The organism is Pseudomonas sp. GM18 (genome assembly GCF_000282195.1).
In the GTDB taxonomy this organism is placed as follows: Bacteria; Pseudomonadota; Gammaproteobacteria; order Pseudomonadales; family Pseudomonadaceae; genus Aquipseudomonas.
The window spans coordinates 166,285-191,693 of the sequence record NZ_AKJT01000025.1; the positions used below are offsets into that span (position 1 = coordinate 166,285).

A 25,409-nucleotide genomic window follows, 5' to 3' on the forward strand; every position below is an offset into this window, starting at 1 on the left:
TGGAGAATCGTTATGCGCGCCATGGTTCTGCAGGCCCCCGGCCAGCCGCTGCAACGCGAAGAACGTCCCGTGCCGCAGCCCGGCGCGCAGCAATTGTTGATCAAGGTGTTGGCCTGCGGCGTGTGCCGCACCGATCTGCATCTGCTGGACGGTGAATTGCCGCAAGCCGTGCTGCCGCGGGTGCCGGGCCATGAAATCGTCGGTGAAGTGACGGCGGTGGGTGGCGACGTCGCGCCCGACTGGGTCGGCAAGCGCGTCGGGGTTCCCTGGCTTGGCTGGACGTGCGGTGAGTGCACGTTCTGCTGCTCGGGCCGGGAGAATCTCTGCGACCGGGCACAGTTTACCGGCTGTCATCTGGATGGCGGTTATGCCGACTACACGGTTGCCGACGCGCGCTTCTGTTTCCCCATCCCGGACGCGCTCCTGGCGACCGAAGCCGCACCGCTGCTGTGTGCCGGGCTGATCGGTTTTCGCGCCTTGCAAATGGCCAAAGGCGCACGCCACCTGGGCCTCTATGGCTTCGGCGCGGCGGCGCATCTGGCGATTCAGGTGGCGCGGGGCCGGGGACAGCAGGTGTACGCCTTCACTCGACCGGACGACAGCGAGGGCCAGGCCTATGCCCGAACCCTGGGAGCGGCGTGGGCAGGCCCCTCGGATCAGCCACCGCCACACCCGCTCGACGCCAGCCTGATCTTCGCCCCCGTCGGTGCACTGGTGCCACTGGCGCTGGAAGCCACCGTCAAGGGCGGCTGTGTAGTTTGCGCGGGCATCCACATGAGCGACATCCCCGGTTTCCCCTATCGACTGCTGTGGGGCGAACGCAGCGTCCGCTCGGTGGCGAACCTGACCCGCGAAGATGGCACAGCGTTTTTTGAAGAGCTGCGTCATACGCCCGTGCACAGCGACGTCACCTGTTTTGCCCTGGACGATGCCAATCAGGCGCTGGCACACCTGAGGGCCGGTCAGGTCAAAGGGGCGATCGTGCTCATTCCCTGACGCTCGCCCCTGCCGTTCGGTGGTTTTTCCGGCACCGTCCACCAACAACGCTAGGCTTACGGATGACGTGGCGATCACTCGTCATATTGCAGGGAGCGCAAAAAAAAATGGAATTAATTGACCGTTGGCGGCCTCTCTCTCTCAGGACAGCCTGTATCAAGGAGGAATGCCGCCATGCAGATTTCTAATCATTACAAATGGTCTGCCTTGGCCGCCATTGCTCTGACCCTCTTCAGCGTACTGATATTTTTGCTGATCAAATCCTACTCGTACGACACATCGACCTACTTCGAGTCGCGCGACTTCGTGCGTCAACTCAAGCAATACGATGCCAACTGGAACGTGAAGGTCCTGCGGGCCAAAATCGGCATGAACAACAACCTGCTGTTGGTGGCGCCGCCTGAAGCGGAAGAACGCTGGGAACAGCTCGATAGCCTTAACGCGGTCGGCCCGCTCTCGACCCTTTGGCAATCTCGACGCCAGGGTTATCTGGATGCGGTAGAAAACAAAACCCGGTTGATTGAGCAATTCAAACAGCACAACACGGCCTTGAGAACAGCATTCGAGGCCTTGCCTACGCTGGAAGATGCCATTCGGGTGTTGCTGGAAGATTCCAACGACAAACTCTCGTCGGTGGATGCTCGGGCGGCCTCAGTGGTGTTCGACCTTACTTTGGACACCCTTGAATACGCCCTCTATGTCGCCAGCGAAAGGGCTGAGGAAATATCCGGACATCTGAAATATCTGGATGAATACATCCATCAACTGCCGCCTGAACAGCGCCCGCCTTTCACTGCCTTGGTAGATGCAGTGAATGCGATTGTGCTTGAGCAACCCATCGTCAATGACCTGGTTGATCGCATCAGTGTCATTCCGGTTGCACAGCAACTGGACAGCATCAACGAGTTATTAAACGAGACACAACGGCGCACAGCCGCGACAGATCGCCAATACCATCTTTACCTGGGGATCTGCGCCACCATCATGGCGCTGCTGTTGCTGTACCTGGCCGCTCGTCTGATTCGCAGTTATGCGCTGATCAACAAGATGAACAACCAATTGCAGACGGCAAACGAGCGACTGGAGCAACGCGTCGAGGAACGTACTCGCGAACTGTTGGAAGCCGAGCGCGAACTGATCGACGCCGCGCGGATGGCCGGTATGGCAGAGATCGCGACCAACGTGCTGCACAATGTCGGTAATGTACTGAACAGCGTGAACGTCTCCGCGGAATTGATCACCCGCAAATTGTCGACCAGCAAAACCCTCGGCCTGGGTAAAGCGGTAAAAATGATCAATGAACATGCCGAAGACCTGGGGCAGTTCATGACGCACGATGAAAAAGGCAAACTGCTGCCCCTTTACTTCAATCAACTGGTCGATTCCATCGCGGCCGAGCAATCGAGCATCGTTGACGAGCTGGCGCAACTCACCAAAAGCATCGATCACATCAAAGACATCGTCGCCACCCAACAGGCCTATGCCGGCGCCGCCAGGCTGGTCGAACCGTTGAATGTCGTCGATCTGTTCGAAGATGCATTACGCATGAATTCCGGCGCCTTGAGTCGGCACCACGTCACAGTCATCAAAGACTACCAGGCCACACCGACCATCATCGGCGACAAACACCGACTGCTGTTGATCCTGATCAACCTGATCAGCAATGCCAAATATGCGATGTCCAGGGTCAGCGATCATGAACGCCGCATGACGCTGGGCGTCAGGATTATCGATAACGCAACGCTGCGCTTCAGCGTAGAGGATCAGGGCGAAGGGATCGCCGCCGAGAACATGGCCCGCATCTTCAATCACGGCTTTACCACGCGCAAGGAAGGTCATGGTTTTGGCCTGCACAGTTGCGCGCTCGCGGCGGTGGAGATGAACGGGCACCTTCGCGTCCATAGCGATGGACCCGGCCAGGGAGCGGTTTTTACCCTGGAGATTCCGCTGGAGATGGCGCATGCAGTGCCTACCGCCGTAAGCCTGTAGCAGCTGCCGAGCAGCGCGAGGCTGCGTTCGGCGGCGAAGCCGTCGTGAGTCCGGCTGACACGGTTCGTCTGATACACCGCGAGCTCTGATTTTACGACTGCTGCGCAGCCGAACGCAGCCTCGCGCTGCTCGACAGCTGCTACAAGCGAACGCAGCCTCGCGCTGCTCGGCAGCTGCTACAAGGTAGCCGTCAACCCACCAGCGCAATCAATTGCTGGCGTTGCGCATCCGTGAGCATCGGGCCTCCACCTGCACCGGCGTTTTCCGCCATATAACGCGGGTTGCCGGTGCCGGGGATGACGCAGGTCACCGCCGGATGAGCCAGCAGGAACTTGAGCGCCAGTTGCGCCCAGCTATTGATCCCTACTTGCGCAGCCCATCCCGGTAATGGTTTGCCTTTCAATCGAGCGAGCAAGCCACCGCCGCCGAAGGGCCGATTGCAGATCACCGCCACACCGCGCTCACGACACAGCGGCAGGATTCGCTTCTCGACAGCGCGGTCGTCCAGGGCATAGTTGATCTGCAAAAAATCCATCGGTTCGGCTTTCAACACCGCCTCCACTTCGTCGTAGGCCGACGCCGTGTAATGGCTGATGCCGATGTAGCGGATGCGCCCTTCTACCTTCCATTGACGCAGGGTCGGCAGATGGATTTTCCAGTCCAGCAGGTTGTGAATCTGCATCAGGTCGATCCGGTCGGTTTGCAACAGTTTGAACGACTGCTCCATCTGCGCGATGCCTTCTTCGCGGCCACGGGTCCAGACCTTGGTGGCCAGGAAGGCCGGCGAGCGCGGCCGATGGATCGACAGCAACTCACCGGTCGTCTGCTCGGCACGACCGTACATGGGCGAACTGTCGATCACCTTTCCACCCTTCTCGAACAACGCGCTGAGCACCGCGTGCAGTTGTTTGTAAGCGGCATCGCAAGGCGCGACATCAAAACCGCGATAAGTGCCCAAGCCGACGATGGGCAACGGCTCGTTGCTGGAAGGAATGGCTCGGGTCAGCATGTTCTTGCCTCCTGGTGTGGCGAGGGGGTTTGGGCGGCTCTCCTGCACAGCTGAAATTGCTGGACTACACTCTGGCGACGCTCTAGCAATAGCTGTCTCCAGGCCCGAAGCAGTCCATGTCGTCCACTAAACTTAGCCGAATGTCGCGAACCCTGGTGTCTCTCTTCGCTTTCATTGCCGTTGCATACCTGCTGCTCTGCGCCGCGCTGTTCGTGTTTCAACGGGCCCTCATCTACTACCCGCAACCTCGCGCCATCGTCACACCCGAATCGCTTCTTACCTTGTCAGTTGCCGACGCGCAGGTGCTGGTGACCGTCAGGCCGCATGACGGGCCGAAGGCGTTGATCTATTTTGGTGGCAATGCCGAGGACGTTTCCCGCAGCCTACCCGAGTTTTCGCAGGCGTTTGCGGATCATGCGATCTACTTGCTGCATTACCGAGGCTACGGTGGCAGTACCGGCTCGCCCTCCGAGGAGGCGATTCAGCGTGATGCCATGACCTTGTTCGACTTTGTCTACAACACCCACCCCGATATCGCCGTGATCGGGCGCAGCCTGGGTTCGGGCGTTGCCGTGCGTCTGGCCAGCCAACGCCCGGCCTCGCGACTGATCCTGATCACGCCCTACAACAGCCTTGAAGATCTCGCCGCCCGCCAGTTCCCCTGGTTCCCGGTGAAATGGCTGCTTCAGGACAAGTTCGAATCCTGGAAATACGCCGCTCACATCACCGTCCCGACGCTGTTGGTTGCGGCCGAGCATGACGAAGTCATACCGCGCGCAAGCACAGACCAGCTCTACACCCATTTCGCCAAGGGTGTGGCCTCGCTGCAGGTCATACCGGAAACCGGCCACAATACGATCTCCGAGAGCCCCAAATACCTTAAGATGCTGGGTGCCGCGTTGTGAGGGCCATCACAACCGCAGGCCTATAAGGAGGCGGGCATCAGATCGAAATGAACACTTAACATTTTTTTTACAATTCAACTGGCATGGTATACGGCTGCGAGTTCTGCGGCTCATGATGGGCGTTGCGCAGACCTTCAACAGAACAACGGAGCGTGGCATGGAGCCATCGGTGGTATCGATTCAAAAAAATACGTTGATCAGCAAACACTTACAGGGGGTTGTCATGCAAAGGCGTCCTTTGCGCAGGATGGGAATCAGTCGCACACAGGCGCAGGCCTCATGACGGTTCTGGTCACTGGCGCCGCCGGTTTCATCGGGTATCACACCGTCAAGCGTTTGTGTCGCGAAGGCCTTGAAGTGGTCGGTATCGACAATCTCAACGACTACTACAGCGTAGAACTCAAACACGCGCGGCTCAAAGAGCTGGAATCCTTGCCGGGCTTTCGTTTCCAGGCCCTGGACATCGTCGACAAACCGGCCTTGATGGCGTTGTTCCAGGCTCATGCTTTCACCGAGGTTGTGCACCTGGCCGCCCAGGCGGGTGTTCGCTATTCACTGGACAACCCGGACGTCTACGCGCAGTCCAATCTGGTGGGTTTTCTGAATGTGCTGGAAGCTTGCCGGCACCATCGCCCCGCGCATCTGATCTATGCCTCGAGCAGCTCGGTGTACGGCACCAACAGCAAAATGCCGTTCAGTGTCGAAGACGCCGTCGATCATCCTATTTCGCTGTACGCCGCCAGCAAACGCGCCAATGAACTGCTGGCGCATAGCTATTGCCATCTCTATGGCCTGAAAGCCAGCGGCCTGCGCTTTTTTACCGTTTACGGGCCCTGGGGGCGCCCCGACATGGCGCTGTTCAAGTTTACCGAGGCGATCATCAAAGGCTTGCCGATCGACATCTATAACCATGGCCAGATGTCGCGCGACTTCACCTACGTCGACGACATCGTCGAAAGCATCGCCCGCCTGCGCTCCAAGCCACCGGTGCCGAACGAGCCTGGCGATGGCGTAAACCGAATCTTCAACATAGGCCGCGGCCAGCCAGTGCCGCTGCTGGAGTTCGTCGACTGCCTGGAATCGGCGCTGGGCATCAAGGCCCAACGCAACTTCATGCCACTACAGGCAGGCGATGTGATCAAGACCTGGGCCGATATTTCGGCACTGGCCGAGTGGGTCGACTTCCGTCCTCAAGTGACGGTTGAGACCGGTGTGGCAGAATTTGTGAAGTGGTATCGCCACTTCTATCAGATATGAATCGAGCCCTTGATAAATAAAAGACCAAGGAGCAAGGGGGGGACTCTATGAGCCAAGACATTTTTGTATCTGTACTGATTCCAGCAAAGAACGAAGCGAACAACCTCAAACCGTTACTTGAGGAAATCCGCGTCGCATTGGCCGATGAGGCCTACGAAATCATCGTGGTGGACGATGGCAGCACCGACTCCACCTTGCATGAACTGCGGCAGTTGAAAAACAACGGCCTGGACGCGTTGCGTATCCTGCGCCATGAGCGCTCGCTGGGGCAAAGCACCTCGCTCTACCACGCGGCAATCGCCGCCCGTGGGCAATGGCTGGCCACGCTTGATGGCGACGGTCAAAACGACCCTGCGGACATCCCCGGGATGTTGGCGCTGGTGCGCGGTGAAAAGGGGCTGGTCGACGTTCAGCTAGTGGCCGGGCACCGGGTCAACCGCCGCGATACCGCGAGCAAACGCTGGGCTTCGCGCTTCGCCAACGGGCTGCGCAGCCGCCTGCTCAATGACTCGACCCCGGACACCGGCTGCGGGCTGAAGCTGATCGAGCGCGCGGCGTTCCTGCGCCTGCCGTACTTTGACCACATGCATCGGTACATTCCCGCGCTGATCCAGCGTCACAACGGCCGAATGATCGTCCACCCGGTCAACCACCGGCCTCGCACCGCCGGGGTGTCCAAATACGGCAACATTGACCGCGCCCTGGTAGGCATTCTCGACCTGTTCGGCGTGTGGTGGCTGATCAAACGCACGCGGTTGAACACCAACGCACAGGAGATCGAAGGATGAACGTCTCCCGCGAAACACTGTGGCTGGTGGTCGGCTTCGCTGGCCAGATCGCCTTTACCGGTCGCTTCATCTTGCAGTGGCTGTACAGCGAATACAAAAAACGCAGCGTGATCCCGGTGAGCTTCTGGTACCTGAGCATTGTCGGCAGCGCCCTGCTGCTCGCTTATGCCATTTACCGGGCAGACCCGGTGTTCATCGCTGGCCAGGCCTTTGGTTCCATCGTCTATCTGCGCAATTTGCAATTGATTGCCCGCACCAAACACCTGAAGGACTGAGCCATGCGTAAAACCCTGTCGCCTGGCATTGAATGCCTGGGCCTGGTGCTGCTTGCCTTGCTGTTGATCGGCGCTGGCCTTGGGCTGCGTCAACCGCAAAACGTCGACGAGGAACGTTTCCTCGGCGTAGCGCTGGAAATGCTGCACAACGGCTCGTGGTTCATCCCACACCGCGCTGCGGAGATCTACGGCGATAAACCGCCGATCTTCATGTGGATGGTAGCGTTCTTCGCGTGGCTCACCGGCCTGCCCGCCCTCGCCCTGTATATTCCGGGGATGTTGTCGGCGGCGACGGTCACGGCCGTGGTCTACGACCTGGGCCGCCGGCTGTGGAATCAGCGCATTGGTCGAATAGCGGCGCTGTTGTACCTGGCCACGTACCAGACTTACAGCATCCTGCGTACCGGCCAGATTGACAGCCTGTTGATTCTGTTCACCTCCCTGGGCCTGTACGGACTGGCGCGGCACCTGCTGCTCGGGCCAGCCTGGCGCTGGTTTTACGTGGGCTGCGCCGCCATGGGCATTGGCATAATCACCAAAGGGGTCGGCTTCGTCCCGGCCTTGATGCTGATTCCGTATGCCTACGCGGTGCGCAAAAACTGGTCCGGTGTGGTGGCCATGCCAGGCCAGAAGCGCAAATGGTTCCTGGGCTTTTTGGTGGCGCTCGGCGCCATCGCCATCTGGCTGCTGCCCTTGGCACTGTCCATCGTGCTCAATGGCACCGCGGATGAAATCGCCTATGCGCGAGAAATCCTGTTGCGCCAGACAGCGGCACGCTATGCCGCCGCGTGGGACCATCGCGAACCGTTCTGGTACTTCTTCGTCAACGTGATCCCGCAATACTGGCTGCCGCTGGTGCTGGCCCTGCCGTGGCTGGTGCCGGCCTGGCGCAAGCAACTGCGCAAGCACGACGGTCGAGTGCTGGTGTTGTTGAGCTGGGTCGTGCTGGTGGTGCTGTTTTTCTGCCTGAGCACCGGTAAACGCAAGTTGTACATCTATCCGGCGTTGCCCGGGCTGGTACTGGTGGCGGCGCCGCTGATTCCCTGGCTGCTCAAGCGCTGGTTCGGCAAGCGTCCACGCGGTATGCGGGTATTCCAGGCGCTGGTGGTGAGCTGGTTTGTGCTGTGGTTCGCCCGCGGCTTCATCGAGCCGATCAAGGAAGGTCCGAACCCCCATGAAGCGATCATGGCGCAGGCAGCGACCATGACCCACGGCGCCGAGTTGGTGTTGGTCGACTGGCGCGAGGGCCACTGGTTATTCGCCCGGCAGCCGATCGTACATTTCGGGATGACCAAATCCACGGTCGAACTAGCGGCGCAGTGGCTGCGCGAGCACCGTGATGCCTACGCCCTGGTCCCGGACGAAGTGCTGAGCCAGTGTTTCAATCCCGAGGCCGCTCATGAGCTCGGCGAAACGTCTCGCGCGCAGTGGTCGATCGTCGGCGCCGATGCCGATAACGGCAAATGCCAGCCCGGACAACCCGCAAAGGTCTATCGCTTCAGCTGGGACAAGGACAAGTCATGAGCAAGAGATGGACGCTGGGGATATTTTTCATTGTTGTACTGCTTGGCGCCTACACGGTTTCCGCACATTTCATGGTCCACCAGCAGCTGTATGCATACTGGCAAAATCTCTGGCATGGCAATCAGGCGCCCGATAAAAATATCTGGCTGCCAGACTATAAAGCCGTGATCCAGGCCAAGCCCGTCGCGGACATCACCAACTTGTCCGGCATCGCTTATGACCCGGACCACGATCGGCTGCTGGGCATCACCAATGGTGGGCCCATGCAGATTGTGGCCATGAGCCGCAACGGCGATCTGCTTGAACGTTACCCGTTGATCGGCTTCCAGGACACCGAAGGCATTGCTTATATAGGCAGCGGACGCGTAGTGATCGCCGATGAACAGTTGCAGCGACTGTACGTCGTCACCTTGCCGGACAGCCCTGGCCCGATCCATGTCGAGAACGCCCCGTTCGTTGCCATCGAGATCAACCTGAGCAAACACAACAAGGGATTTGAAGGCGTGACCTATGATGCCGCCAATGATCGTATTTTCGCGATCAAGGAACGCGATCCGCGGCAGCTGTTTACGGTCACGGGCATGCTGGCGTCCATCGGCGGTCCGTTGCAGGTCCGCATCAAGGACTTGACCCACTGGATCGACCGTAGCGTCTTCGGCCTGGATCTTTCCGAGGGTTACTACGAACCGCGGACCGGTCACTTGCTGTTATTGAGCGAGCAGTCCAGCAACCTGACCGAACTGGACCAGGACGGCAACTTCGTCAGCTTCCGCTCCCTGCTCGGCCTGAATGACCTGAAAAAAACCATACCGCAAGCCGAAGGCATGACCATGGACACTTCCGGCGAGCTCTACATTGTGAGCGAGCCCAACCTGTTCTATCGGTTCAGCAAATCGAAGGCTGTTGTGGCGGAGAATCAGCAGAAGCCTTAATGGGTTTTGTGCTGGATGGGCCGGCTCGCGATGAGGCCCACGCTAATCACGTCGAGCTTCAGCCGCTGGCATCTGCGCCTTCAGAAACCCGATAAACGCCGTCACCTTGGGCGACGGCAAATGCTCCCGGGCTGTCACCGCATTCAGATCCTGTGGCGGCCCGATCCATTCCGGCAGTACCCGGCACAGCCTCCCCGCGTCCACCTCGGCCTGCATGCTTTGATCCATGCCCAGGCTCAACCCTTCCCCTGCACACAATGCATCTTTCAAGAGGGCGGGATCGTTGGCGATGAGAGTCGGCTCGACTCGATAACTGCGCAGCTTCGCGCCAGCCTTGCGCAACGGCCAGACGTAACCCACATCGCGATGGGCCTGATGCAGCACCAACGTACGGTGCTCAATCAGTTCGTCCGGCGTGGCCGGCTGGCCGTGACGCTCGATGTATTCGGGCGCGGCGAAGATGCCCGTGGAGTAACTCGCCAAGCGGCGGGCCACCAGGCTGGAGTCCGGCAAGGCGCCGAGGCGCAGCGCCACATCAATCTCCTCGCCCACCAGATCCAGCGGCACGTGGGACGCCAGAATCTCCAGCCTGATTTGCGGATACGCCTGACGAAAACCGGCCACCAACGGTGAAAACCAACTGACCCCGAATGAATACGGCACCGTCACCCGCAACCAGCCGCGCGGGTCATCACGCAGTTGATGCACCGCTCGTTCGGCGTGTTCCAGGGTGGTGGCGATGTCCTTGCACTGATCAAAGTAAACCGCCCCCGCTTCGGTCAAACTCAACTGACGCGTGGTGCGGCGCAGCAACTGCACACCGATGGCCTGCTCCAATTCGCGCACGCGGCGGCTGACGGTAGTCTTGGGAATCTGCAAGGCATGGGCCGCGGCGGTGAAACTTCCCAGACGCACCACGCGCACGAACACCAGCGTGTCATTCAAGTCCCGGATCATACGAGCCACCTGCGAGGTAAAAACAAGATGCCTGGATTGTGCCACTGACGGCACATTTCATACCGCTTTTATGGGCTAATCAGCGCGGAGGGGGCCACCTATCATCGGATCTCCCAACAGGAGATTCCCCAATGAATCTGAATGAATACGCAAGCTGTGACGGCATCGGCCTGGCGCAATGTGTGGCGGCTGGCGAAGTCACCTCAGCAGAACTCGCAGAGCTGGCCATCACCGCCGTGCAACGGGTCAACCCACACATCAATGCGGTCATCGAACACTGGTCGCCCACAGTCACCGAGGGCACGGGACCGCTGGCGGGTGTGCCCTTCCTCATAAAGGATCTGGCTATTACCTCGGCCGGCCGTCGCGTCGAGCTCGGCAGCCGCTTGGCCCAAGGCCTGGTGGCCGAGTCGGACTCGTATTTGATGCAGCGCTTCAACGCCGCCGGCCTCGCCACCCTCGGGCGCACCACCACCCCGGAAATGGCCTTCAGCACCGAGACCGAATCCGCGCTTCAGGGTCAGACTCGCAACCCATGGGACACTCGGCTGTCGGCCGGTGGCTCCAGCGGCGGTTCGGGTGCCGCGGTCGCCGCCGGCATCGTGCCGATTGCCCATGCCACCGACGCGGCAGGCTCGATCCGCGTTCCCGCCGCCTGCAACGGTTTGGTGGGACTGAAACCGACTCGCGGCAGAGCCTCGAACGGCCCGGCGCTCGATGAAGTGTTTGCCGGTTTCGGCGTGCAGCTCGGTCTGTCGAGAACCGTGCGCGACAGTGCCGCATTGATGGACATCGTTCAGGGCTACGCACCGGGCGATCCTTACTACACCGCCGCACCCGCCGAAGGTTTTCTGGCCCAGGTGGGACGCGACCCGGGACGGTTGCGCATCGGCCTGCTCGACATACCGTGGAACGGCGCCGCACTCGACCCCGAGATCGCCGATGCCACAGTGGCCGTGGCCCGCGAACTGGAAGCACTCGGTCATCATGTGGAACGCGTGAACGCCCCCCTCGGCACGTCGTGGGATTCGTTCGTCGCAGCCAACGCCCACATCTGGTGTGCCACCCTGGTGCGCTGGATCGACGGGCTCGCCGCTGCCACTTCACGGCCCATCGACCTGAGCACCCTGGAACCCGCCACCCTCGCCTGCTACGCCTACGGCCAACAGGCCCGCGCCGTGGAATTCGCCGGGGCGCTGGAAGTGCGCAACCTGATCGCCCGCAGCGTGGCCGCCTGGTTCGACGACTTCGACGTGCTGCTCACACCGACCCTGCCGCGCCTGCCCCACGCCCTCGACACCTACAGCCGTGGCGCTGAAACCATGAACGGTTTGCAATGGACCGCGCGGGTGTTCGAACACTCACCGTTCACGCCGGTGTTCAATGTGGCGGGGACACCGGCGATTTCGTTGCCGCTGGCCATGTCCCGGCAAGGTTTGCCCATCGGTCTGCAATTTGCGGCGCGATTCGGGGCTGAGGACGTTTTGTTGCAGTTGGCGGGGCAATTGGAGCAGGCGTTGCCTTGGCAGGGGCGCAGTCCGGGGATTTGGGTGGGGGATTATTGAGTCACTGCGCTCTGAAATGATCGAGTCGAACCCGGAAAACCGGGATCGACTCGGCACGACTGTAACGGCTGTCTCCCTCTCTAATCCGGGCGTTCAGAAACACTTCAAATTCTTGACTATATTTCAAGTTCGGCACAAACCACCGTTTCAGCACATTCAGAACTTGGGAGAGGACATGGAAAAGTCTACCTACGATGACCAAATCACCGGCCCAGAGGAACAGAAGGATCTGATTGTGCTGTTTCATGCCATGGGCGGCTCCGAAAAACAGCTGCAACATCTTAGGGCTGCGGTTCTGCAAGCCTGGGAGCAGCGTAAAGCTCCAGCGCCGATTATCTTCATCCCTAACTTACTGATTGGAACCTTGTCTTTCGTAGATCCTTGCGACATCACGCTATCGGTAATGGAACAAATCGATGGATTCTGGCAAAACTCGAAACACGGTTTTACAGGTATTTACCTGATTGGGCACAGCATGGGCGCTCTGCTGGCACGCAAGGTTTATGTATGCGCCTGCGGAGAAACGCTGGAAGCGCCTTTTGAGCCTCAGCTAAAAGGCTCTGTAAAACGCCCGTGGGCTTCGCACGTCAAGCGGGTGATCCTGCTTGCAGCGATCAATCGAGGCTGGCGTCTCTCCCCTCACCTTTCCATTATTAATTTTCTACGGTGGGGGGCCGGTGTTGTACTCGGTAACATGGTAATGGCGATCACCATGGGCCGATTAACGCCACTGGCCTTCACCACTCATCACGGCGCGCCCTTTCTGACACAGCTGCGTCTTCAGTGGATGGCGATGCGCAGGCAAGCCAAAAGTGAATCATCAACGTCTGCCATCACCGTTCAATTACTGGGTTCTACCGATGACCTGGTTTCTCCTGAGGACAACATCGACCTTGTCGCCGGCGATGACTTCTATTATCTCGACGTGCCCAAGTCAGGCCATGTCAACGTGGTCGACGCCGATGACACCGCTGCGGGTCATCTACGGCGACAAGTGATCATCAAAGCCATCAACTCATCCCGGCAGGAACTCAGTGATTTATCTATCCTTCCGACAGACCAGAACCTGCCAAAACCTGACAAATCCATCACCGATGTGGTGTTTGTCATTCATGGAATCCGTGACCAAGGCTACTGGACGCAGAAAATCGCCCGACGGATTGTTGCCCTGGCTCGCCAACGGAACAAGATCATTGACCGTCATATCAACACCAATACTGTTGGGCCGACACCTCAAAAACAAATCATCAAGACCGAGACGTCCAGTTACGGATACTTCGCCATGCTGCCCTTTCTGCTACCCAATATTCGGCGAAAACGAGTGGAGTGGTTGATGGATCGCTACGCGGAGAACAAAGCGGTCTACCCTGATGCCTCATTCTCCTACGTTGGGCACAGCCACGGCACCTATATGCTGGCCAAAGCCCTCAATACTTATTCATGTTTGCGCTTCAAACACATTGCTTTCGCCGGAAGTGTGGTGAACGTCAATTATGACTGGAAGACCTTGACCGGTATGGGTCGGGTCAAACGTGTGGTGAACTTCGTTGCCAGCGCCGACTGGGTCGTTGCCATATTCCCCCGCACCTTCCAAATGCTCAGGTTGCAAGATCTTGGCAGCGCTGGCCATGACGGTTTCGAGCAGAAAAACAAAGAACTCTTCGAATCGGAATATGTGAAAGGGGGTCACAGCGCAGCGTTGAAAGAGGAAAACTGGGACGTCATCGCCTCTTTCATTCTCGATGGAAACAAACCCGCGGAACCCGATCTTGCCCATGAAAGAAGCCCGTGGACTGTAGGGCTCGGACACTATGCACCTCAACTCATGCTGTTGGTGCTGTTCCTGGTTGTCTTGGGAGGATACTTCTTACTGACACCGTTACTGGCCATGGATCGTGGGCAATGGCACAGCGTGATTGCCTTCATGCTGTACGTGCTGGGAGTGTGGAAAGTGCTGACATGGTTTTGAAAAGACGCATCCGACCACCTATCGGACAACAAGAAGATGTTCCCGCCCCCGCTGCCATTGAGGACATTCCGGGTCTTTAATGGTTGCAGGATTCCAGGCCAGCCCCTCAACCCGACCAAAAACACGACGCTCTAGCGGGGCTGACACACCGCAACCCACTGCGCACGCATCGGGAGACTCGTCATGAAAATCGTCGTGATTGGCGGTACCGGGCTGATCGGCAGGCAGCTCTGCAAAAACCTGCAAGACCTGGGGCATGAAACCCTGGCCGCATCACCCAGCACCGGCGTCAACGCCCTCACCGGCGAGGGCTTGCAAAGCGCCTTGCAAGGCGCCGATGTGGTGGTCGATGTGGCCAACTCGCCCTCTTTCGAGGACGCTGTCGTGCTCGAGTTCTTCGAAACCTCGGGGCGCAACCTGCTCGCCGCCGAGAAGGCCGCCGGCGTCAAACACCATGTCGCGCTGTCGGTGGTAGGCACCGAGCGCATGCTCGACAGCGGCTATTTCCGGGCAAAAATGGCCCAGGAAACACTCATCAAGGACTCAGGCATTCCTTACACGATCCTGCGGGCTACGCAGTTCTTCGAGTTCATCGGGGCCATTTCGTACTCAGGCGTGCAGGATGGCGACGCAGTGCGCTTGACCTCCGCCGCGCTGCAACCGATTGCCGCATTCGATGTCGCGACGGCGCTGGCGAAAGTCGCGGTGCAAGCGCCGAGCAATAACACCCTGGAAGTGGCCGGGCCCGAGCGCTGGCCGCTGGTGGAGTTCGTGCGCTTGTTTTTGCAACACACCAACGACCCGCGCCAGGCCCAACCGGACGACACAGTCCCCTACTTCGGCGCGCCGATCGATGACCACTCGCTGACGCCTGGCGAGCACCCCATCGTCGGGCCGACACGCTACGAAACCTGGCTCAAGAGCAATACTTGATAGGTCGTCGAGGGCCTAGGGGGCGTTCTCCATTAGTTTCCCCGCCGCGTTGTCGCCTTAAAGCGGGCCAGGCAAGGCGCAGGCCGCTGGGAATGGTTGTTCCCTTTCCAAGGCCTACAACGCAGCCTGGCCCGCTTTAAAGCACAACCCGAAGGGCTGGGCCTGCTGTTGTGCAGGGCTGCGTTGCTCGAAGCTTATTTGGAATGACCAAACCACACTTCTCGCGCCTTGCCCTGCACAACAGCAGACCCGGCGCGGCGGGGAAACTAATGGAGAACGCCCCCTAGACCAACCGCTCGATCTTCTGATGCTGCCAGACCATTTTGTAATACAGCGTCTGCAGCATCAGCATGCCCAGATACGCCACCGGAAACGCCATCCATACCCCTTGCAGCCCAAAGCGCGCATCCAGCAGATACGCCATCGGCAACTGCACCCCGACCACGCAAACGATCGACACCACCACCGGCACCAACACCGCGCCACTGGCGCGCATGATGCCGCCGACAATCGCCTGAAAACCAAACACCAACAGGCTCCAGAGCATGATGTGCAACAAGTGCTCCGCCATTGCCCGCGTTGAATCATCCGTAAGGAACAACCCCAGCAACCAGTGCGACAGCAGATAACCCAACACCACCAGGCCACCGGTCAGGCACACGTTGATCAACAACCCGGTGCGCAAAATCGCCCCCATGCGCTCGATGCGCCCTGCCCCGATCGCCTGCGCGCCAAGGATCGACGCCGTGATCGCAATCGACAGCGCCGGGAACTGCACGTAATTGACGATCTGCGTCACCGCCCCGTACGCCGCCGTCGCCTGGGAACCGTGCTGGTTCACCAGCGCCAGAATCACCAGTTCCGACAACGACAGCACCACCATCTGCAACCCGGTCGGCAGCCCGATGCGCAGCACCTTGCCGAGGATGACCATGTCGAGCCGCATCGCCGCAAACATCTCCCGATCCGGCGCCAACGGATGCCCCTTGCGAATCAACCGCCACGCCAGCCACCCCATCGCCGACATGTTACCCACCAACCCCGCCCACGCCGCACTCTGAATCCCCATCGGCGGCAACCCCAACCACCCGAGAATCAGCGCCGGCGTCAGCGCCAACCCGACACACGTCGACACCATCAGCGCCAACAACGGCGACACCGTATCGCTCACCCCGCGCAGCAACTGCGTGAACAACACAAACACCAACAGCGACGGCAAAATCCACATCATCACATGGGCATACGCCACCGCATCGTCCAGCACATCCCCCGGCGTGCCCAACCCCTGCAACGCCGGCCGGGCAAACACACTGCCCAACACCGCCGCCACCAACCCGATCATCGCCCCCAACAGCAACGTCGAACCGGCGATCGTCTTCACCAGATGCGGCTCACGGGCGCCCCAGGCCTGGCCGATCAACACCCCAGCGCCCGCGCCGAGGCCGATAACCAGGGCGATGAAGAAGAACACCATGGGGAACATGCCGGATACCGCCGCCAACGCCTGGGTGCCGAGCAATTGGCCGATGTAGATGCTGTTGACGGTGCCGGACATGGACTGGAGGAAGTTGGAGAGGACCATGGGGGCGAGGAATAGGAGGTAGGTTTGCCAGAGGGGATGTTGGGCGGTGGGGGTTTGCATGCAAAAATTCCATCTCGATGGTGGGTACTGCCTTTAGCGATTCTATGCTAGGACAAATAGGAAAAGATAAGGATTACCTCAGAGCTTCAGTATCGGACTTCTAACCTAGTGCTCCCAAAAGCAGACTCGGACTATCGAGTCTAAGATTTGGCTAAAAAAGAGCTACTGGACAGAAACAGGACCAAATAGTAACTTTAAAAAGCCACTTAAAGGCTTATACGAAACGACCGCATCTCGGCGCTAGGTATTATCAAGGAAGATATTTTAACCAAGATCACCACCCTGAAAATCACCACAACACTTAAAATCTTCAAAGTTATTGACAAAGGAATTATTTATGAGCAAGAAATTCTATAGATTTAGATCAATAGACCGCTTAATCAATGACTTCAAAGAATTAGAAAATCAGAACATATACTTTGCACACCCAAGCCAATTAAACGACCCCATGGAAGGGTATCGAGATTTTTTTTGGGAAGGAGACCATATTGCCTGGAAGAACCTATTCAAACATTATTTGCTTTGCCTTGAAAGGCTCTGCTCATTACTAATCTTAAGTGGTGAAGATCATGCTATATCAAAAGAAGATATGCCCATTTTTTCTGGAGAGAATGATTTCCCATCGCCCATATATAAAGAGTTATTCACACGCATAAGCAATAGTTTCTTTGAAAACCAAGACCTTCTAACATTAATAGAAAAAATATCAGAACGTACGACCTCAGTCAGAAGAGATGAATTATCTTTCTATCTAACCGCCGTCCACCCTCTCGCACTAGAAACAATTTACAGCGAGTATGAAAACTCAAAATTAGTGCCAACACGAAATCAAAACAACAGCCTCAACAAGAAAGTCAGCATATTCCTAAAAGAAGACTTTATCGACAACATAGAAAAAGCATTAAATGAAAATAGCCGAGAAGAAAAAATAATTGATGCTTTATTTGCAGCCCAAAGGCACTCCCAAACTCAAATCGACATAATACAACGTCACAACGGAATCATCGACACCAACCAATCCAATAAAAACCTTATTGTAGTTGAATTCCCAGAAGAATACATATCTCAACTTGAGAAGATAGTATACCCAGAATGGTACACTGCCTGCTTTATGTCGGAATGCAAAAATTCATCTGTCTGGGGGCATTATGGAAATAACCATACGGGCGCATGCTTAATATTTGAAGCAGATCAAAAAGATGAAGATCATTACTTGAGCTTCAGAGGTGTAAACGGATGGACTTCATCAGGTCCTTCGCATGGAGATATAAGTTTAAAACTCCACCCCATAAATTACACTCAAGGCTTTGGAAAAATTGACTTCTTTCGATCATTAGGTCGCCTTACAGCCTCTACTCTAAACTCCATGTGGTATGGACTTGATGGTAAACGAAGCAAATGTGCAGACCAAATAGCCAAATCTGAAGAAGAATGGCGAAAAAATTACTGGAACAACTTTTACAGAGACATTACCATTAAGTCAGACGACTGGAATTATGAAAAAGAGTATCGACTAATCCTCAGCAGTTCACTAGACAGCTACTCTGACCCCGCACTTAGGCTTCTAACATACAAATTCAACACTTTATCCGGAATCATCTTCGGAATAAAGACAAGCAAGAACGACAAACTTAAAATCATAAAAATAATAAAAGAAAAGTGCGAAAAAGAACAAAGAAAAGACTTTAAGTTCTACCAAGCTTACTACTCATCAGAAAAAGGATGCATCGAACACTCGGAAATGACACTACTGAAATTTAATTCTACAACTATATCGTAACCACACAGACTACAAGGCAGACGATAACTTACAAAATCAACTGCCTTTTTTACACTAAAACCACTCAACCAACCCAAGCCCAGTTCAAACATAAAAAATTAAACCGAAGCGAAAACGACCTTGCCTTGCTCGGACCAAGCTCATTAACTATTTTTCCACGAAGCATAACCATTATTTAAACTCTCATATCTCATCGTTCCCTGCACAGCTAGCGACATCTTACAGCCCCCTTTCTTCGTTGTATTTAGAGAAAGCAAGTCTGCTTTCAGTACAAGTTTTCGTCAAAATCAGAAATTACCCTCTATCTCAAGCCTATGGTCAACACGTCACCCATCCACGAGCAGGTTTTGCGTTCTGTTAATCTTATCAGCACACAAAGGGGACAAAAAAACGCACCTCCATAGCACTATCAAACTTAAGCCCAATCATTAAACCCCAACACACTTGCCACCAACAACAAACTAATATTTTGACTCCGAAACACCTCCACCCACTGACCCCTACGAATTGCATGATCGTACTGCGCCTGCCACTCAATGACTTTTATATGTTTATGCTGCCCATAAATAGAAATAATCTCGTTCAAATGCACATCACATCCGGAGTAACCTACAACCATTATCTCACTTGCTTCCTGCAAGCAACGATGGAGATAATTCCAATACACCGACAAAATTGGAGAAGCGATGATTACTGAACGCTTATGCTGAACATGCGTCAACACAACGTGCTCCGAGTCGTTATTTGTAAACATACTAAGTTCATTTCTCTGCAGTTTCTTTATCGCCCCATCATCGTCATAGAAAAGCGGTGATCCGTGCAGATGCAAGTAGTATCCAAAATTACGACCTGCTCTCCTTTCTAAATTCCGCGCTGCGAACCCTGCAGTATAAATCCCATCTACAAGATTCCCATCATACCCAGCCAACAAACCTTGGTCTACAAAAGCACCATATAGAAGCCTGTCATAATTCAGTGTAGCAATGTGAGAGTTAGTTTGCCGAACAAACTGCACTAGCGGATCAATAAATGCAGGCGGCAACTCCGCATCCGTAAGATGTAGCCGGGTAGCAACTTTTTGAATATACCTTGCTACAGCCGATGGAAATCGCTGCCCATGAGGAGTCAGCCAATGCAATTGATTCATCAACACACGATTTAGTGTTTTACAGGCCGTCACTACCTGATGTAGCGTATCTAATTGATCCTCAGTTTGAGGAATCGCATTTACATCACCGAGCGTCTGACTAATCAGCCCTCTATCTTCCGCAGTTAAAAAATGATTCAAATGCCACACATCATGCATAGCCGTAGCTAATGAAAAATGATGTGCATTAAGAGCCATTCCAAGGCCATTTCCAAAAATAATTGCTTTTCTTGGCATACTACTTCGTCCTTATATTTATTATTAGCGAACTGATCAGACTGCATGACAGTCTAGTTTTATCATCCGCGCTGTAGTTCCCTCATACATCCAAAGCTGGACACAACCAAATTCATTAACCGAATATCCAAACGTTAGTGCATTCCGAGCTTAATGCAAGAACATCAGGACATAGTTTTTTTCTTTTTCCGAGCTTTTCTCTAACTCCTACAAAAAACTCAGAACATCCCGTCTTCTGCGCCTGTCACTGCAAAGCTATAGTCCTCTTATGTCGCCTTAGCGCGACCAGGTTTGGCGACCTGCAGATCGGATCAGTCCTTTTAAATCTGATTCGGAGTTTCACCCATGGATAGATACATGCCCCTCACCGGAATCGACCTGATCCCGGCCTCCCTGCTCATCGACACCCAAGCCCCACTCGACGTCCTGCAAGCCATGGCCGACTACCGCATCCGCACGGTCACGCAGGTGCTGGAAAACATCGCCTTCCGCGCCGAGATCGGTTGCGACACGGTGGTGCTGTCGGATTTTGCCAAACTGCTGGCCATTCCCCTGCGCGATGGCTGTGACTTGATGGATGTGATCGGTAGACGCTTGCGGGCGCAGGCCGCGGAGTAAATGAAAACGGGCGTCTCGTCAGGCGCCCGTTTTGTTTTTTCGAACCCGGCCAACACGCAGAGGTCGAAAAAAGTGATGGCATCGCCAATTATCGCGGGCCTCTGGCCTGCTTCATTCAAGGGCGAAGCCAGTAGTTCACACCACTGTAGGGTGCGCCGGATAATTTCAGCAGGCCCGGATTTCGCCGGGGCAAGTGCTGGCTGCTGACATCCAATGCTCCCGTATTGGAGTACCTGACATGACTCAGTCAATGCGGTTCTTCCTATCGATCGTCCTTGCGACAGCCTCGCTTGTATCGGCAAGTTTCCTGAACACCGCAGGTGCGGCAACCGCTGAGGATCTGAATGTCGACTCTCAACAAGCGTTGCAAACTCTTTACAAGTCCACACCATTGGCCGAATCCATTTCGCACAATGCCAAAGCGATTCTTGTCTTCCCGAATATCGTCAAGGCGGGCCTTGTATTCGGCGGCAGCTACGGCGAAGGCGAATTGTTGAAGAACAAGAAAGTAGAGAATTACTACAACACCGTAACCGGGTCCTGGGGGCTACAGGCAGGCGCACAGTCGTATGCCTATGCGGTTTTCCTGATGACCGACAAAGCCGTGGACTATGTACGTAAAACCAAGGGTTGGGAAATCGGCGTAGGCCCTACTGTTGTATTGGTTGATGCGGGGGTGGCAAAAAATCTGTCCAGTACGACGCTGAAGGGCGATGCCTACGCGTTCATTTTCGATCAGCAAGGGTTAATGGCTGGGGTCAGCATCGAAGGAACCAAGATTTCCCTGATCAAGCGTTAGAACCGGTCGTTTAGCGCTTGCGCGCGCAAGCGATGGAACGAATGAAAACGGGCGCCTGAGGGGCGCCCGTTTTTTGTGCCCGCGATTCGTGATGCATCAGCCACCCTGGAGCGTTACTGCATGCTTTCGATCAAGGTTTTCACCAAAGCCACGGATCATCTCCAGCAACGACTTCACCCGCAGCGGCAGATTCCCGGCCGGGTACACCGCGTGCATCTGCGGGCTCTCACCGCTGCTGGAGGTAAGCCTGTACTCGGGACAAACCCGCAGCAGGCGCCCCGCTTCCACTTCGGGCTCCGCCAGCCAGTCCGCCAGGCGGGCGATGCCGAGGCCCGCCAGGGCCGCCTGGAAAGCCGCCGAACCGGAGTTGAAGCGAAACTTGGGATCAGCCCGAAAGCTGATGGCCTGCGTCTCACTGCGAAAATTCCATTCCTTGAGAATCCGCGGCGCCGTGTGCAGGATCAGCGAGTGCGCCTCCAGCGCCTCGATGGAGTCGGGCACTCCGCGCCGCTCCAGGTACCCGGGGCTGGCGTACAGGTAACGTGAATAACTCCAAAGTGGAAAGCCGATCAGGTCACTGGATTGCGGATACCCGCCACGAATCGAGAAGTCCAGTTTGCTCTTGGCCGGGTCGATGGTTTCATCGGTGAAAATCCCATCGACGTTCACGTCTGGATAACGCTCGGCGTACTGCGCGATCAGCCGGGGCAATACCCCGTGGCCGAGAAACTCGGGGGCTGAAAAGCGGACCCAGCCGTAGGCCTGGCCGCTGATTCCGGCCAGGTCTTCATCCGCCTCACGTTGCAGATCCAGCATTTTGTAGGCGTGGGGCAACAAGCGCTCACCCGCCTCGGTCAAGCTCACGGCATTGGAGGAGCGATTGAACAACTTGACCCCGACACTTTCCTCCAAGGCTTGAACGGCGCGGGTCAGCGCGCTGGGGGAGCGCCCCAGTGTTCGTGCCGCGGCGACGAAACTGCGCTTGCGAGCCACCGTCGCGAAGGCTTCAAGTTCCCCCAACATATCCAATGCCATACGCCACCTCGTTGCACTTTTCACAACGTGGTATTGCAACACATTAAAAGCCCTTCCGTTAACCTTCCTGCTCAAGGACGCAGGCAAGCCGATGCGATGAAACACGTAGAAGCCGCCGGACGCTCACCCACCCTTCAACGTCAGAGCCTGATTTCATGGTCGATATTATTATCCTTTGCGTGTTCGCCTTCTCCGCCGGCCTGATCGATGCGGCGGTGGGTGGCGGCGGACTGATCCAGATTCCCGCGCTGTTCAACGTGCTGCCCACGGCACAACCGGCGGCGCTGCTGGGGACCAACAAAGTTGCTGCAGCCTGCGGCACCGCATTCGCGGCCCGGTCCTTCGTGCGTAAGGTGGTGATCAACTGGAGTCTGGTGATCCCCGCCGCCAGTTCGGCGTTTGTCATGTCCTTCTTCGGTGCGGCCACGGTGTCGTTCGTTCCCCAGTCGGTGATCCGGCCGGCGGTGCTGGTGTTGATCGTGCTGATGGCGATCTACACCTTCTGGAAAAAGGACTTCGGCGCCCTGCACAAGCCCATGCACATCGGGACCAAGGAAAAACTGCTGGCGATCATCATCGGCGGTGCCATCGGCTTCTACGACGGACTGTTCGGGCCCGGCACTGGCAGTTTCCTGATCGTCCTGTTTATCCGCTGCTTCGCCTTCGACTTCCTTCACGCCTCGGCGTCGGCCAAGCTGGTGAACATCGCGACCAACGTAGCGGCGCTGATGTTCTTCATTCCGACGGGTAACGTGCTCTACCTGATCGCCATCCCCATGGCGGCATTCAACATCCTGGGCGCGCTGACCGGCACTTGGCTGGCGGTTCATAAAGGCGTGCCCTTTGTCCGGGCTCTGTTCCTGGTGTTGCTGCTGATCCTGATCGGCAAACTGTCTTATGACCTGTTCGTGTAAACCTGAGGAAAACAGCCCGCATCCAATGTTCGATAGGTGTGGGCTCATAACGCGTGGACGCGGCATTTGCCCACCACGTTTCAACCATTGTTGACGTCGATAGTCACCATCACGTCAATGAAGTTCTCATAAAAAATCCTCGGCGTAACATCCGCTCCATACCCAACCAATAACACCCCGGAGCACACCATCATGAAACGCCAAACCCTTCTCAGCATCGCTTTCTCGGTTTTTGCAGTAAACGCTTTCGCCGCTTCCCCTGCTCACCCGGTCGTCGCTGAAGGCGGCTCGGATCGATTGATTGAAAGTCGTGTGGCTGAAGGCGGTTCCGATCGTCTGATCGAGAACCGCGTCGCTGAAGGCGGCTCGGATCGTCTGATCGAGAACCGCGTTGCTGAAGGTGGTTCGGATCGTCTGATCGAGAATCGCGTCGCTGAAGGTGGTTCGGATCGTCTGATCGAAAACCGCGTTGCTGAAGGTGGTTCGGATCGTCTGATCGAAAACCGCGTTGCTGAAGGTGGTTCGGATCGTCTGATCGAGAATCGCGTTGCTGAAGGTGGTTCGGATCGTCTGATCGAAAACCGCGCGGCATGAATGAGTGGCTTTACCGCAATACTCGACCAAAGAACCCGGCCTCATCAGCCGGGTTTTTTCATGCGTTTTTTTGCCTGACTGAATTAGCCCAGCCATCACGTCCTCACACCCTATTTGATCCGAATAGCACAGCTTTTTATTGCAGCAGCGTCATTCAGTGCCTGGACATCAGGCCATGAAGAACGCCCAACCTTAAGCCCGGCTCGGAAGGACTCATGTGCGAGATACCGAATACCTTGAATGCCGCCAGCATGAGCACCAGGCCACCGGGCAAGATACTCAGGCGATGGGGTGGCAAGCCCGCCAATTTGAGTTGTTTGACATGCCCCACCTCCAGCAGACGCAACGACAAGCGCAACAGACCGCCGTAGGTGATACCGCTTTGACCGTCGTCATTCAAGCCATTGGCCTTGAGCACTTTGGCCAGCATCCGTGCGGTGCCTGAAGAGCCGATAGTCTGCTGCCAACCCATTGCACGATAACGACGGGTAACTTTTTCAAACTGTAGCGTGGCCACTCGCTCAGCCTCCAGGAGCGCTTGAGCCGTGATACAGCCCCCCTGAAAATAACGCGTGCCAAGGGTGCCGCTGCCAATGGCAATGCTCTCGGTCAACAGGGGCTGCGTGCCCTGCCCCAGAATCAATTCAGTGGAGCCGCCGCCGATATCCACGACCAGTCGCATACTCTCTGTATTGGGTATCGTATGGGCAACACCGGCGTACACCAGTCGGGCCTCTTCATGCCCGGAGATGACATCTATACGAAAACCCAGGTGCTGCTCCGCGCTGGCCAAAAATAGTTGCGCATTGTCGGCTTCGCGCACGGCACTGGTCGCCACTGCCCGCACGCGACCCGCCTCAAAGCCACGCAGTTTTTTGCCAAACCGCGCGAGTGCTTGCCATCCCCGATCCAGCGCCAACTCGTCCAGCGCCCCGCCCTGAAATCCCTCCGCCAAACGGACAGGCTCACGCAGGGTTTTCACTTCCTGGATCACGAACCCCTGATTACGCCTGACCGACTGGCCAATCATCATGCGAAACGCATTGGACCCCAGGTCAATGGCCGCAAACAGGGAGGCGTCTTTCATAGGGGGATTCCTGGCAAATTCATCGGCCCGCAGAAGGAGTTCCGCTGAGCGCTCAAGACGGTTTGCGAGGATCTTGCCATCAGGTCGATGACACGAAGATGACACCCTCTGAATAGACGGGTGGTCGAGCTGTCTTAAGGAGCTTTCTTCGATGCGCAAAAAGCCGTCATCGTTCTGTAACCTTCCGACAGTAATATTCAGGCTATTCACTACGTGCTGTTTTTTTTGCTGCCACTTCAGGCAGCTTTTTTTTGCCTGATGATTTTGGCAGCAGCTTAGCCAGGTCAACCCATTGGGTTTCTGCATTTTCGAGCGCGGCGGCTGCAGAGCTTTGCCAAGCGCTGCCTGCCCTTTCGCCTCGCCGCTGAATCATCAACAACGACCGTCCGTAACCCCGCCCCGACGGCCTCTCACCCTTCGCTATTCTTAACCACACACACCGCAGGCACGGCTTGCG

General features: G+C 56.5%; 22 protein-coding genes. 16 read left to right on the forward strand and 6 right to left on the reverse strand.

All coding sequences use genetic code 11. The features are described 5' to 3' along the window. Positions 1–12: 12 nt before the first annotated feature. Together PMI21_RS21915 and PMI21_RS21910 are read left to right on the forward strand one after the other, a co-directional pair. Positions 13–996: a zinc-dependent alcohol dehydrogenase family protein gene (locus PMI21_RS21915; RefSeq protein ID WP_007935356.1), complete on the forward strand. Its 984-nt coding sequence runs from the start codon at positions 13–15 to the stop codon at positions 994–996. 174 nt (positions 997–1,170) lie between these two features. Next, positions 1,171–2,985, forward strand: a complete 1,815-nt coding sequence (locus PMI21_RS21910) for a DAHL domain-containing protein (RefSeq protein ID WP_007935357.1) — start codon at positions 1,171–1,173, stop codon at positions 2,983–2,985. 190 nt (positions 2,986–3,175) lie between these two features. On the opposite strand, the gene PMI21_RS21905 is transcribed toward PMI21_RS21910, so the two are convergent. Then, the gene (locus tag PMI21_RS21905; RefSeq protein WP_007935358.1) at positions 3,176–3,994 is read right to left on the reverse strand and encodes an aldo/keto reductase; all 819 of its coding nucleotides are present in this window, start codon (positions 3,992–3,994) and stop codon (positions 3,176–3,178) included. 116 nt (positions 3,995–4,110) lie between these two features. On the opposite strand from PMI21_RS21905, the gene PMI21_RS21900 reads away from it, so the two are divergent. The 6 genes from PMI21_RS21900 (at position 4,111) to PMI21_RS21875 (ending at position 9,675) form a co-directional block, all read left to right on the forward strand. Continuing rightward, positions 4,111–4,899, forward strand: coding sequence for an alpha/beta hydrolase (locus PMI21_RS21900; RefSeq protein WP_007935359.1), 789 nt, complete (start codon positions 4,111–4,113; stop codon positions 4,897–4,899). Positions 4,900–5,178: 279 nt separating this feature from the next. Further along, complete coding sequence (locus tag PMI21_RS21895) at positions 5,179–6,156, forward strand: NAD-dependent epimerase (RefSeq protein WP_007935360.1); 978 nt, start codon at positions 5,179–5,181, stop codon at positions 6,154–6,156. A gap of 47 nt (positions 6,157–6,203) precedes the next feature. Further along, positions 6,204–6,944 (forward strand): glycosyltransferase family 2 protein, encoded by a 741-nt coding sequence (locus tag PMI21_RS21890; protein WP_007935365.1) that lies wholly within the window; start codon positions 6,204–6,206, stop codon positions 6,942–6,944. Further along, positions 6,941–7,219, forward strand: coding sequence for a lipid-A-disaccharide synthase N-terminal domain-containing protein (locus PMI21_RS21885; protein ID WP_007935368.1), 279 nt, complete (start codon positions 6,941–6,943; stop codon positions 7,217–7,219). Before PMI21_RS21890 ends, PMI21_RS21885 begins: the two co-directional genes overlap by 4 nt. A gap of 3 nt (positions 7,220–7,222) precedes the next feature. Further along, a complete protein-coding gene (locus PMI21_RS21880) occupies positions 7,223–8,743 on the forward strand; it encodes an ArnT family glycosyltransferase (RefSeq protein WP_007935371.1) in 1,521 nt (506 codons plus the stop codon). Beyond that, on the forward strand, positions 8,740–9,675 hold the full coding sequence (locus PMI21_RS21875; protein ID WP_007935373.1) for an SdiA-regulated domain-containing protein: 936 nt from the start codon (positions 8,740–8,742) through the stop codon (positions 9,673–9,675). The genes PMI21_RS21880 and PMI21_RS21875 overlap by 4 nt, the downstream gene beginning before the upstream one ends. A 42-nt stretch (positions 9,676–9,717) precedes the next feature. Here the strand turns inward: PMI21_RS21875 and PMI21_RS21870 are convergent, their stop codons facing one another. Beyond that, positions 9,718–10,632, reverse strand: a complete 915-nt coding sequence (locus tag PMI21_RS21870) for a LysR family transcriptional regulator (protein WP_007935375.1) — start codon at positions 10,630–10,632, stop codon at positions 9,718–9,720. Positions 10,633–10,763: 131 nt separating this feature from the next. Here PMI21_RS21870 and PMI21_RS21865 point away from each other — a divergent pair, with 131 nt between their 5' ends. The 3 genes from PMI21_RS21865 (at position 10,764) to PMI21_RS21855 (ending at position 15,099) form a co-directional block, all read left to right on the forward strand. Next, entirely contained in the window at positions 10,764–12,197 is a 1,434-nt protein-coding gene (locus PMI21_RS21865) for an amidase (protein ID WP_007935376.1), read from the forward strand. Positions 12,198–12,372: 175 nt separating this feature from the next. Next, positions 12,373–14,166, forward strand: a complete 1,794-nt coding sequence (locus PMI21_RS21860) for an alpha/beta hydrolase (protein WP_007935378.1) — start codon at positions 12,373–12,375, stop codon at positions 14,164–14,166. A 183-nt stretch (positions 14,167–14,349) separates the two neighbouring features. Beyond that, entirely contained in the window at positions 14,350–15,099 is a 750-nt protein-coding gene (locus PMI21_RS21855) for an SDR family oxidoreductase (RefSeq protein ID WP_007935379.1), read from the forward strand. A gap of 283 nt (positions 15,100–15,382) precedes the next feature. Here the strand turns inward: PMI21_RS21855 and PMI21_RS21850 are convergent, their stop codons facing one another. Further along, complete coding sequence (locus PMI21_RS21850) at positions 15,383–16,741, reverse strand: MATE family efflux transporter (protein WP_007935381.1); 1,359 nt, start codon at positions 16,739–16,741, stop codon at positions 15,383–15,385. Positions 16,742–17,078: 337 nt separating this feature from the next. Here PMI21_RS21850 and PMI21_RS21845 point away from each other — a divergent pair, with 337 nt between their 5' ends. Further along, on the forward strand, positions 17,079–18,521 hold the full coding sequence (locus tag PMI21_RS21845; RefSeq protein WP_007935383.1) for a DUF2971 domain-containing protein: 1,443 nt from the start codon (positions 17,079–17,081) through the stop codon (positions 18,519–18,521). 415 nt (positions 18,522–18,936) lie between these two features. On the opposite strand, the gene PMI21_RS21840 is transcribed toward PMI21_RS21845, so the two are convergent. After that, positions 18,937–19,905, reverse strand: coding sequence for an SIR2 family protein (locus PMI21_RS21840; protein WP_007935385.1), 969 nt, complete (start codon positions 19,903–19,905; stop codon positions 18,937–18,939). A 345-nt stretch (positions 19,906–20,250) separates the two neighbouring features. On the opposite strand from PMI21_RS21840, the gene PMI21_RS21835 reads away from it, so the two are divergent. Beyond that, the gene (locus tag PMI21_RS21835) at positions 20,251–20,523 is read left to right on the forward strand and encodes a hypothetical protein (protein ID WP_007935387.1); all 273 of its coding nucleotides are present in this window, start codon (positions 20,251–20,253) and stop codon (positions 20,521–20,523) included. Between the two features lie 238 nt (positions 20,524–20,761). Beyond that, positions 20,762–21,322, forward strand: a complete 561-nt coding sequence (locus PMI21_RS21830; protein ID WP_007935390.1) for a YSC84-related protein — start codon at positions 20,762–20,764, stop codon at positions 21,320–21,322. Positions 21,323–21,418: 96 nt separating this feature from the next. Here PMI21_RS21830 and PMI21_RS21825 read toward each other — a convergent pair whose 3' ends face one another. Beyond that, the gene (locus PMI21_RS21825) at positions 21,419–22,357 is read right to left on the reverse strand and encodes a LysR family transcriptional regulator (RefSeq protein ID WP_007935392.1); all 939 of its coding nucleotides are present in this window, start codon (positions 22,355–22,357) and stop codon (positions 21,419–21,421) included. Positions 22,358–22,512: 155 nt separating this feature from the next. On the opposite strand from PMI21_RS21825, the gene PMI21_RS21820 reads away from it, so the two are divergent. Both PMI21_RS21820 and PMI21_RS21815 read left to right on the forward strand, forming a co-directional pair. Beyond that, positions 22,513–23,271: a sulfite exporter TauE/SafE family protein gene (locus PMI21_RS21820; protein ID WP_007935402.1), complete on the forward strand. Its 759-nt coding sequence runs from the start codon at positions 22,513–22,515 to the stop codon at positions 23,269–23,271. A 192-nt stretch (positions 23,272–23,463) separates the two neighbouring features. Beyond that, positions 23,464–23,865 carry a hypothetical protein gene (locus PMI21_RS21815; protein ID WP_007935404.1) on the forward strand — a complete coding sequence of 134 codons (402 nt, stop codon included), beginning with the start codon at positions 23,464–23,466 and terminating at the stop codon, positions 23,863–23,865. A 154-nt stretch (positions 23,866–24,019) separates the two neighbouring features. Here the strand turns inward: PMI21_RS21815 and PMI21_RS21810 are convergent, their stop codons facing one another. Continuing rightward, entirely contained in the window at positions 24,020–24,952 is a 933-nt protein-coding gene (locus tag PMI21_RS21810) for a Ppx/GppA family phosphatase (protein ID WP_007935406.1), read from the reverse strand. Positions 24,953–25,409: the final 457 nt, after the last annotated feature.

Excerpts from the sequence above, each read along its gene's own strand:
- PMI21_RS21835 (WP_007935387.1), top strand. The coding sequence starts at position 20,251 with ATGGATAGATACATGCCCCTCACCGGAATCGACCTGATCCCGGCCTCC.
- PMI21_RS21855 (WP_007935379.1), top strand. The coding sequence starts at position 14,350 with ATGAAAATCGTCGTGATTGGCGGTACCGGGCTGATCGGCAGGCAGCTC.
- PMI21_RS21840 (WP_007935385.1), bottom strand. The coding sequence starts at position 19,905 with ATGCCAAGAAAAGCAATTATTTTTGGAAATGGCCTTGGAATGGCTCTT.
- PMI21_RS21820 (WP_007935402.1), top strand. The coding sequence starts at position 22,513 with ATGGTCGATATTATTATCCTTTGCGTGTTCGCCTTCTCCGCCGGCCTG.
- PMI21_RS21850 (WP_007935381.1), bottom strand. The coding sequence starts at position 16,741 with ATGCAAACCCCCACCGCCCAACATCCCCTCTGGCAAACCTACCTCCTA.
- PMI21_RS21860 (WP_007935378.1), top strand. The coding sequence starts at position 12,373 with ATGGAAAAGTCTACCTACGATGACCAAATCACCGGCCCAGAGGAACAG.
- PMI21_RS21870 (WP_007935375.1), bottom strand. The coding sequence starts at position 10,632 with ATGATCCGGGACTTGAATGACACGCTGGTGTTCGTGCGCGTGGTGCGT.
- PMI21_RS21910 (WP_007935357.1), top strand. The coding sequence starts at position 1,171 with ATGCAGATTTCTAATCATTACAAATGGTCTGCCTTGGCCGCCATTGCT.
- PMI21_RS21865 (WP_007935376.1), top strand. The coding sequence starts at position 10,764 with ATGAATCTGAATGAATACGCAAGCTGTGACGGCATCGGCCTGGCGCAA.
- PMI21_RS21875 (WP_007935373.1), top strand. The coding sequence starts at position 8,740 with ATGAGCAAGAGATGGACGCTGGGGATATTTTTCATTGTTGTACTGCTT.
- PMI21_RS21915 (WP_007935356.1), top strand. The coding sequence starts at position 13 with ATGCGCGCCATGGTTCTGCAGGCCCCCGGCCAGCCGCTGCAACGCGAA.
- PMI21_RS21810 (WP_007935406.1), bottom strand. The coding sequence starts at position 24,952 with ATGAAAGACGCCTCCCTGTTTGCGGCCATTGACCTGGGGTCCAATGCG.
- PMI21_RS21825 (WP_007935392.1), bottom strand. The coding sequence starts at position 22,357 with ATGGCATTGGATATGTTGGGGGAACTTGAAGCCTTCGCGACGGTGGCT.
- PMI21_RS21885 (WP_007935368.1), top strand. The coding sequence starts at position 6,941 with ATGAACGTCTCCCGCGAAACACTGTGGCTGGTGGTCGGCTTCGCTGGC.
- PMI21_RS21880 (WP_007935371.1), top strand. The coding sequence starts at position 7,223 with ATGCGTAAAACCCTGTCGCCTGGCATTGAATGCCTGGGCCTGGTGCTG.
- PMI21_RS21815 (WP_007935404.1), top strand. The coding sequence starts at position 23,464 with ATGAAACGCCAAACCCTTCTCAGCATCGCTTTCTCGGTTTTTGCAGTA.
- PMI21_RS21905 (WP_007935358.1), bottom strand. The coding sequence starts at position 3,994 with ATGCTGACCCGAGCCATTCCTTCCAGCAACGAGCCGTTGCCCATCGTC.
- PMI21_RS21830 (WP_007935390.1), top strand. The coding sequence starts at position 20,762 with ATGACTCAGTCAATGCGGTTCTTCCTATCGATCGTCCTTGCGACAGCC.
- PMI21_RS21845 (WP_007935383.1), top strand. The coding sequence starts at position 17,079 with ATGAGCAAGAAATTCTATAGATTTAGATCAATAGACCGCTTAATCAAT.
- PMI21_RS21890 (WP_007935365.1), top strand. The coding sequence starts at position 6,204 with ATGAGCCAAGACATTTTTGTATCTGTACTGATTCCAGCAAAGAACGAA.
- PMI21_RS21900 (WP_007935359.1), top strand. The coding sequence starts at position 4,111 with ATGTCGTCCACTAAACTTAGCCGAATGTCGCGAACCCTGGTGTCTCTC.
- PMI21_RS21895 (WP_007935360.1), top strand. The coding sequence starts at position 5,179 with ATGACGGTTCTGGTCACTGGCGCCGCCGGTTTCATCGGGTATCACACC.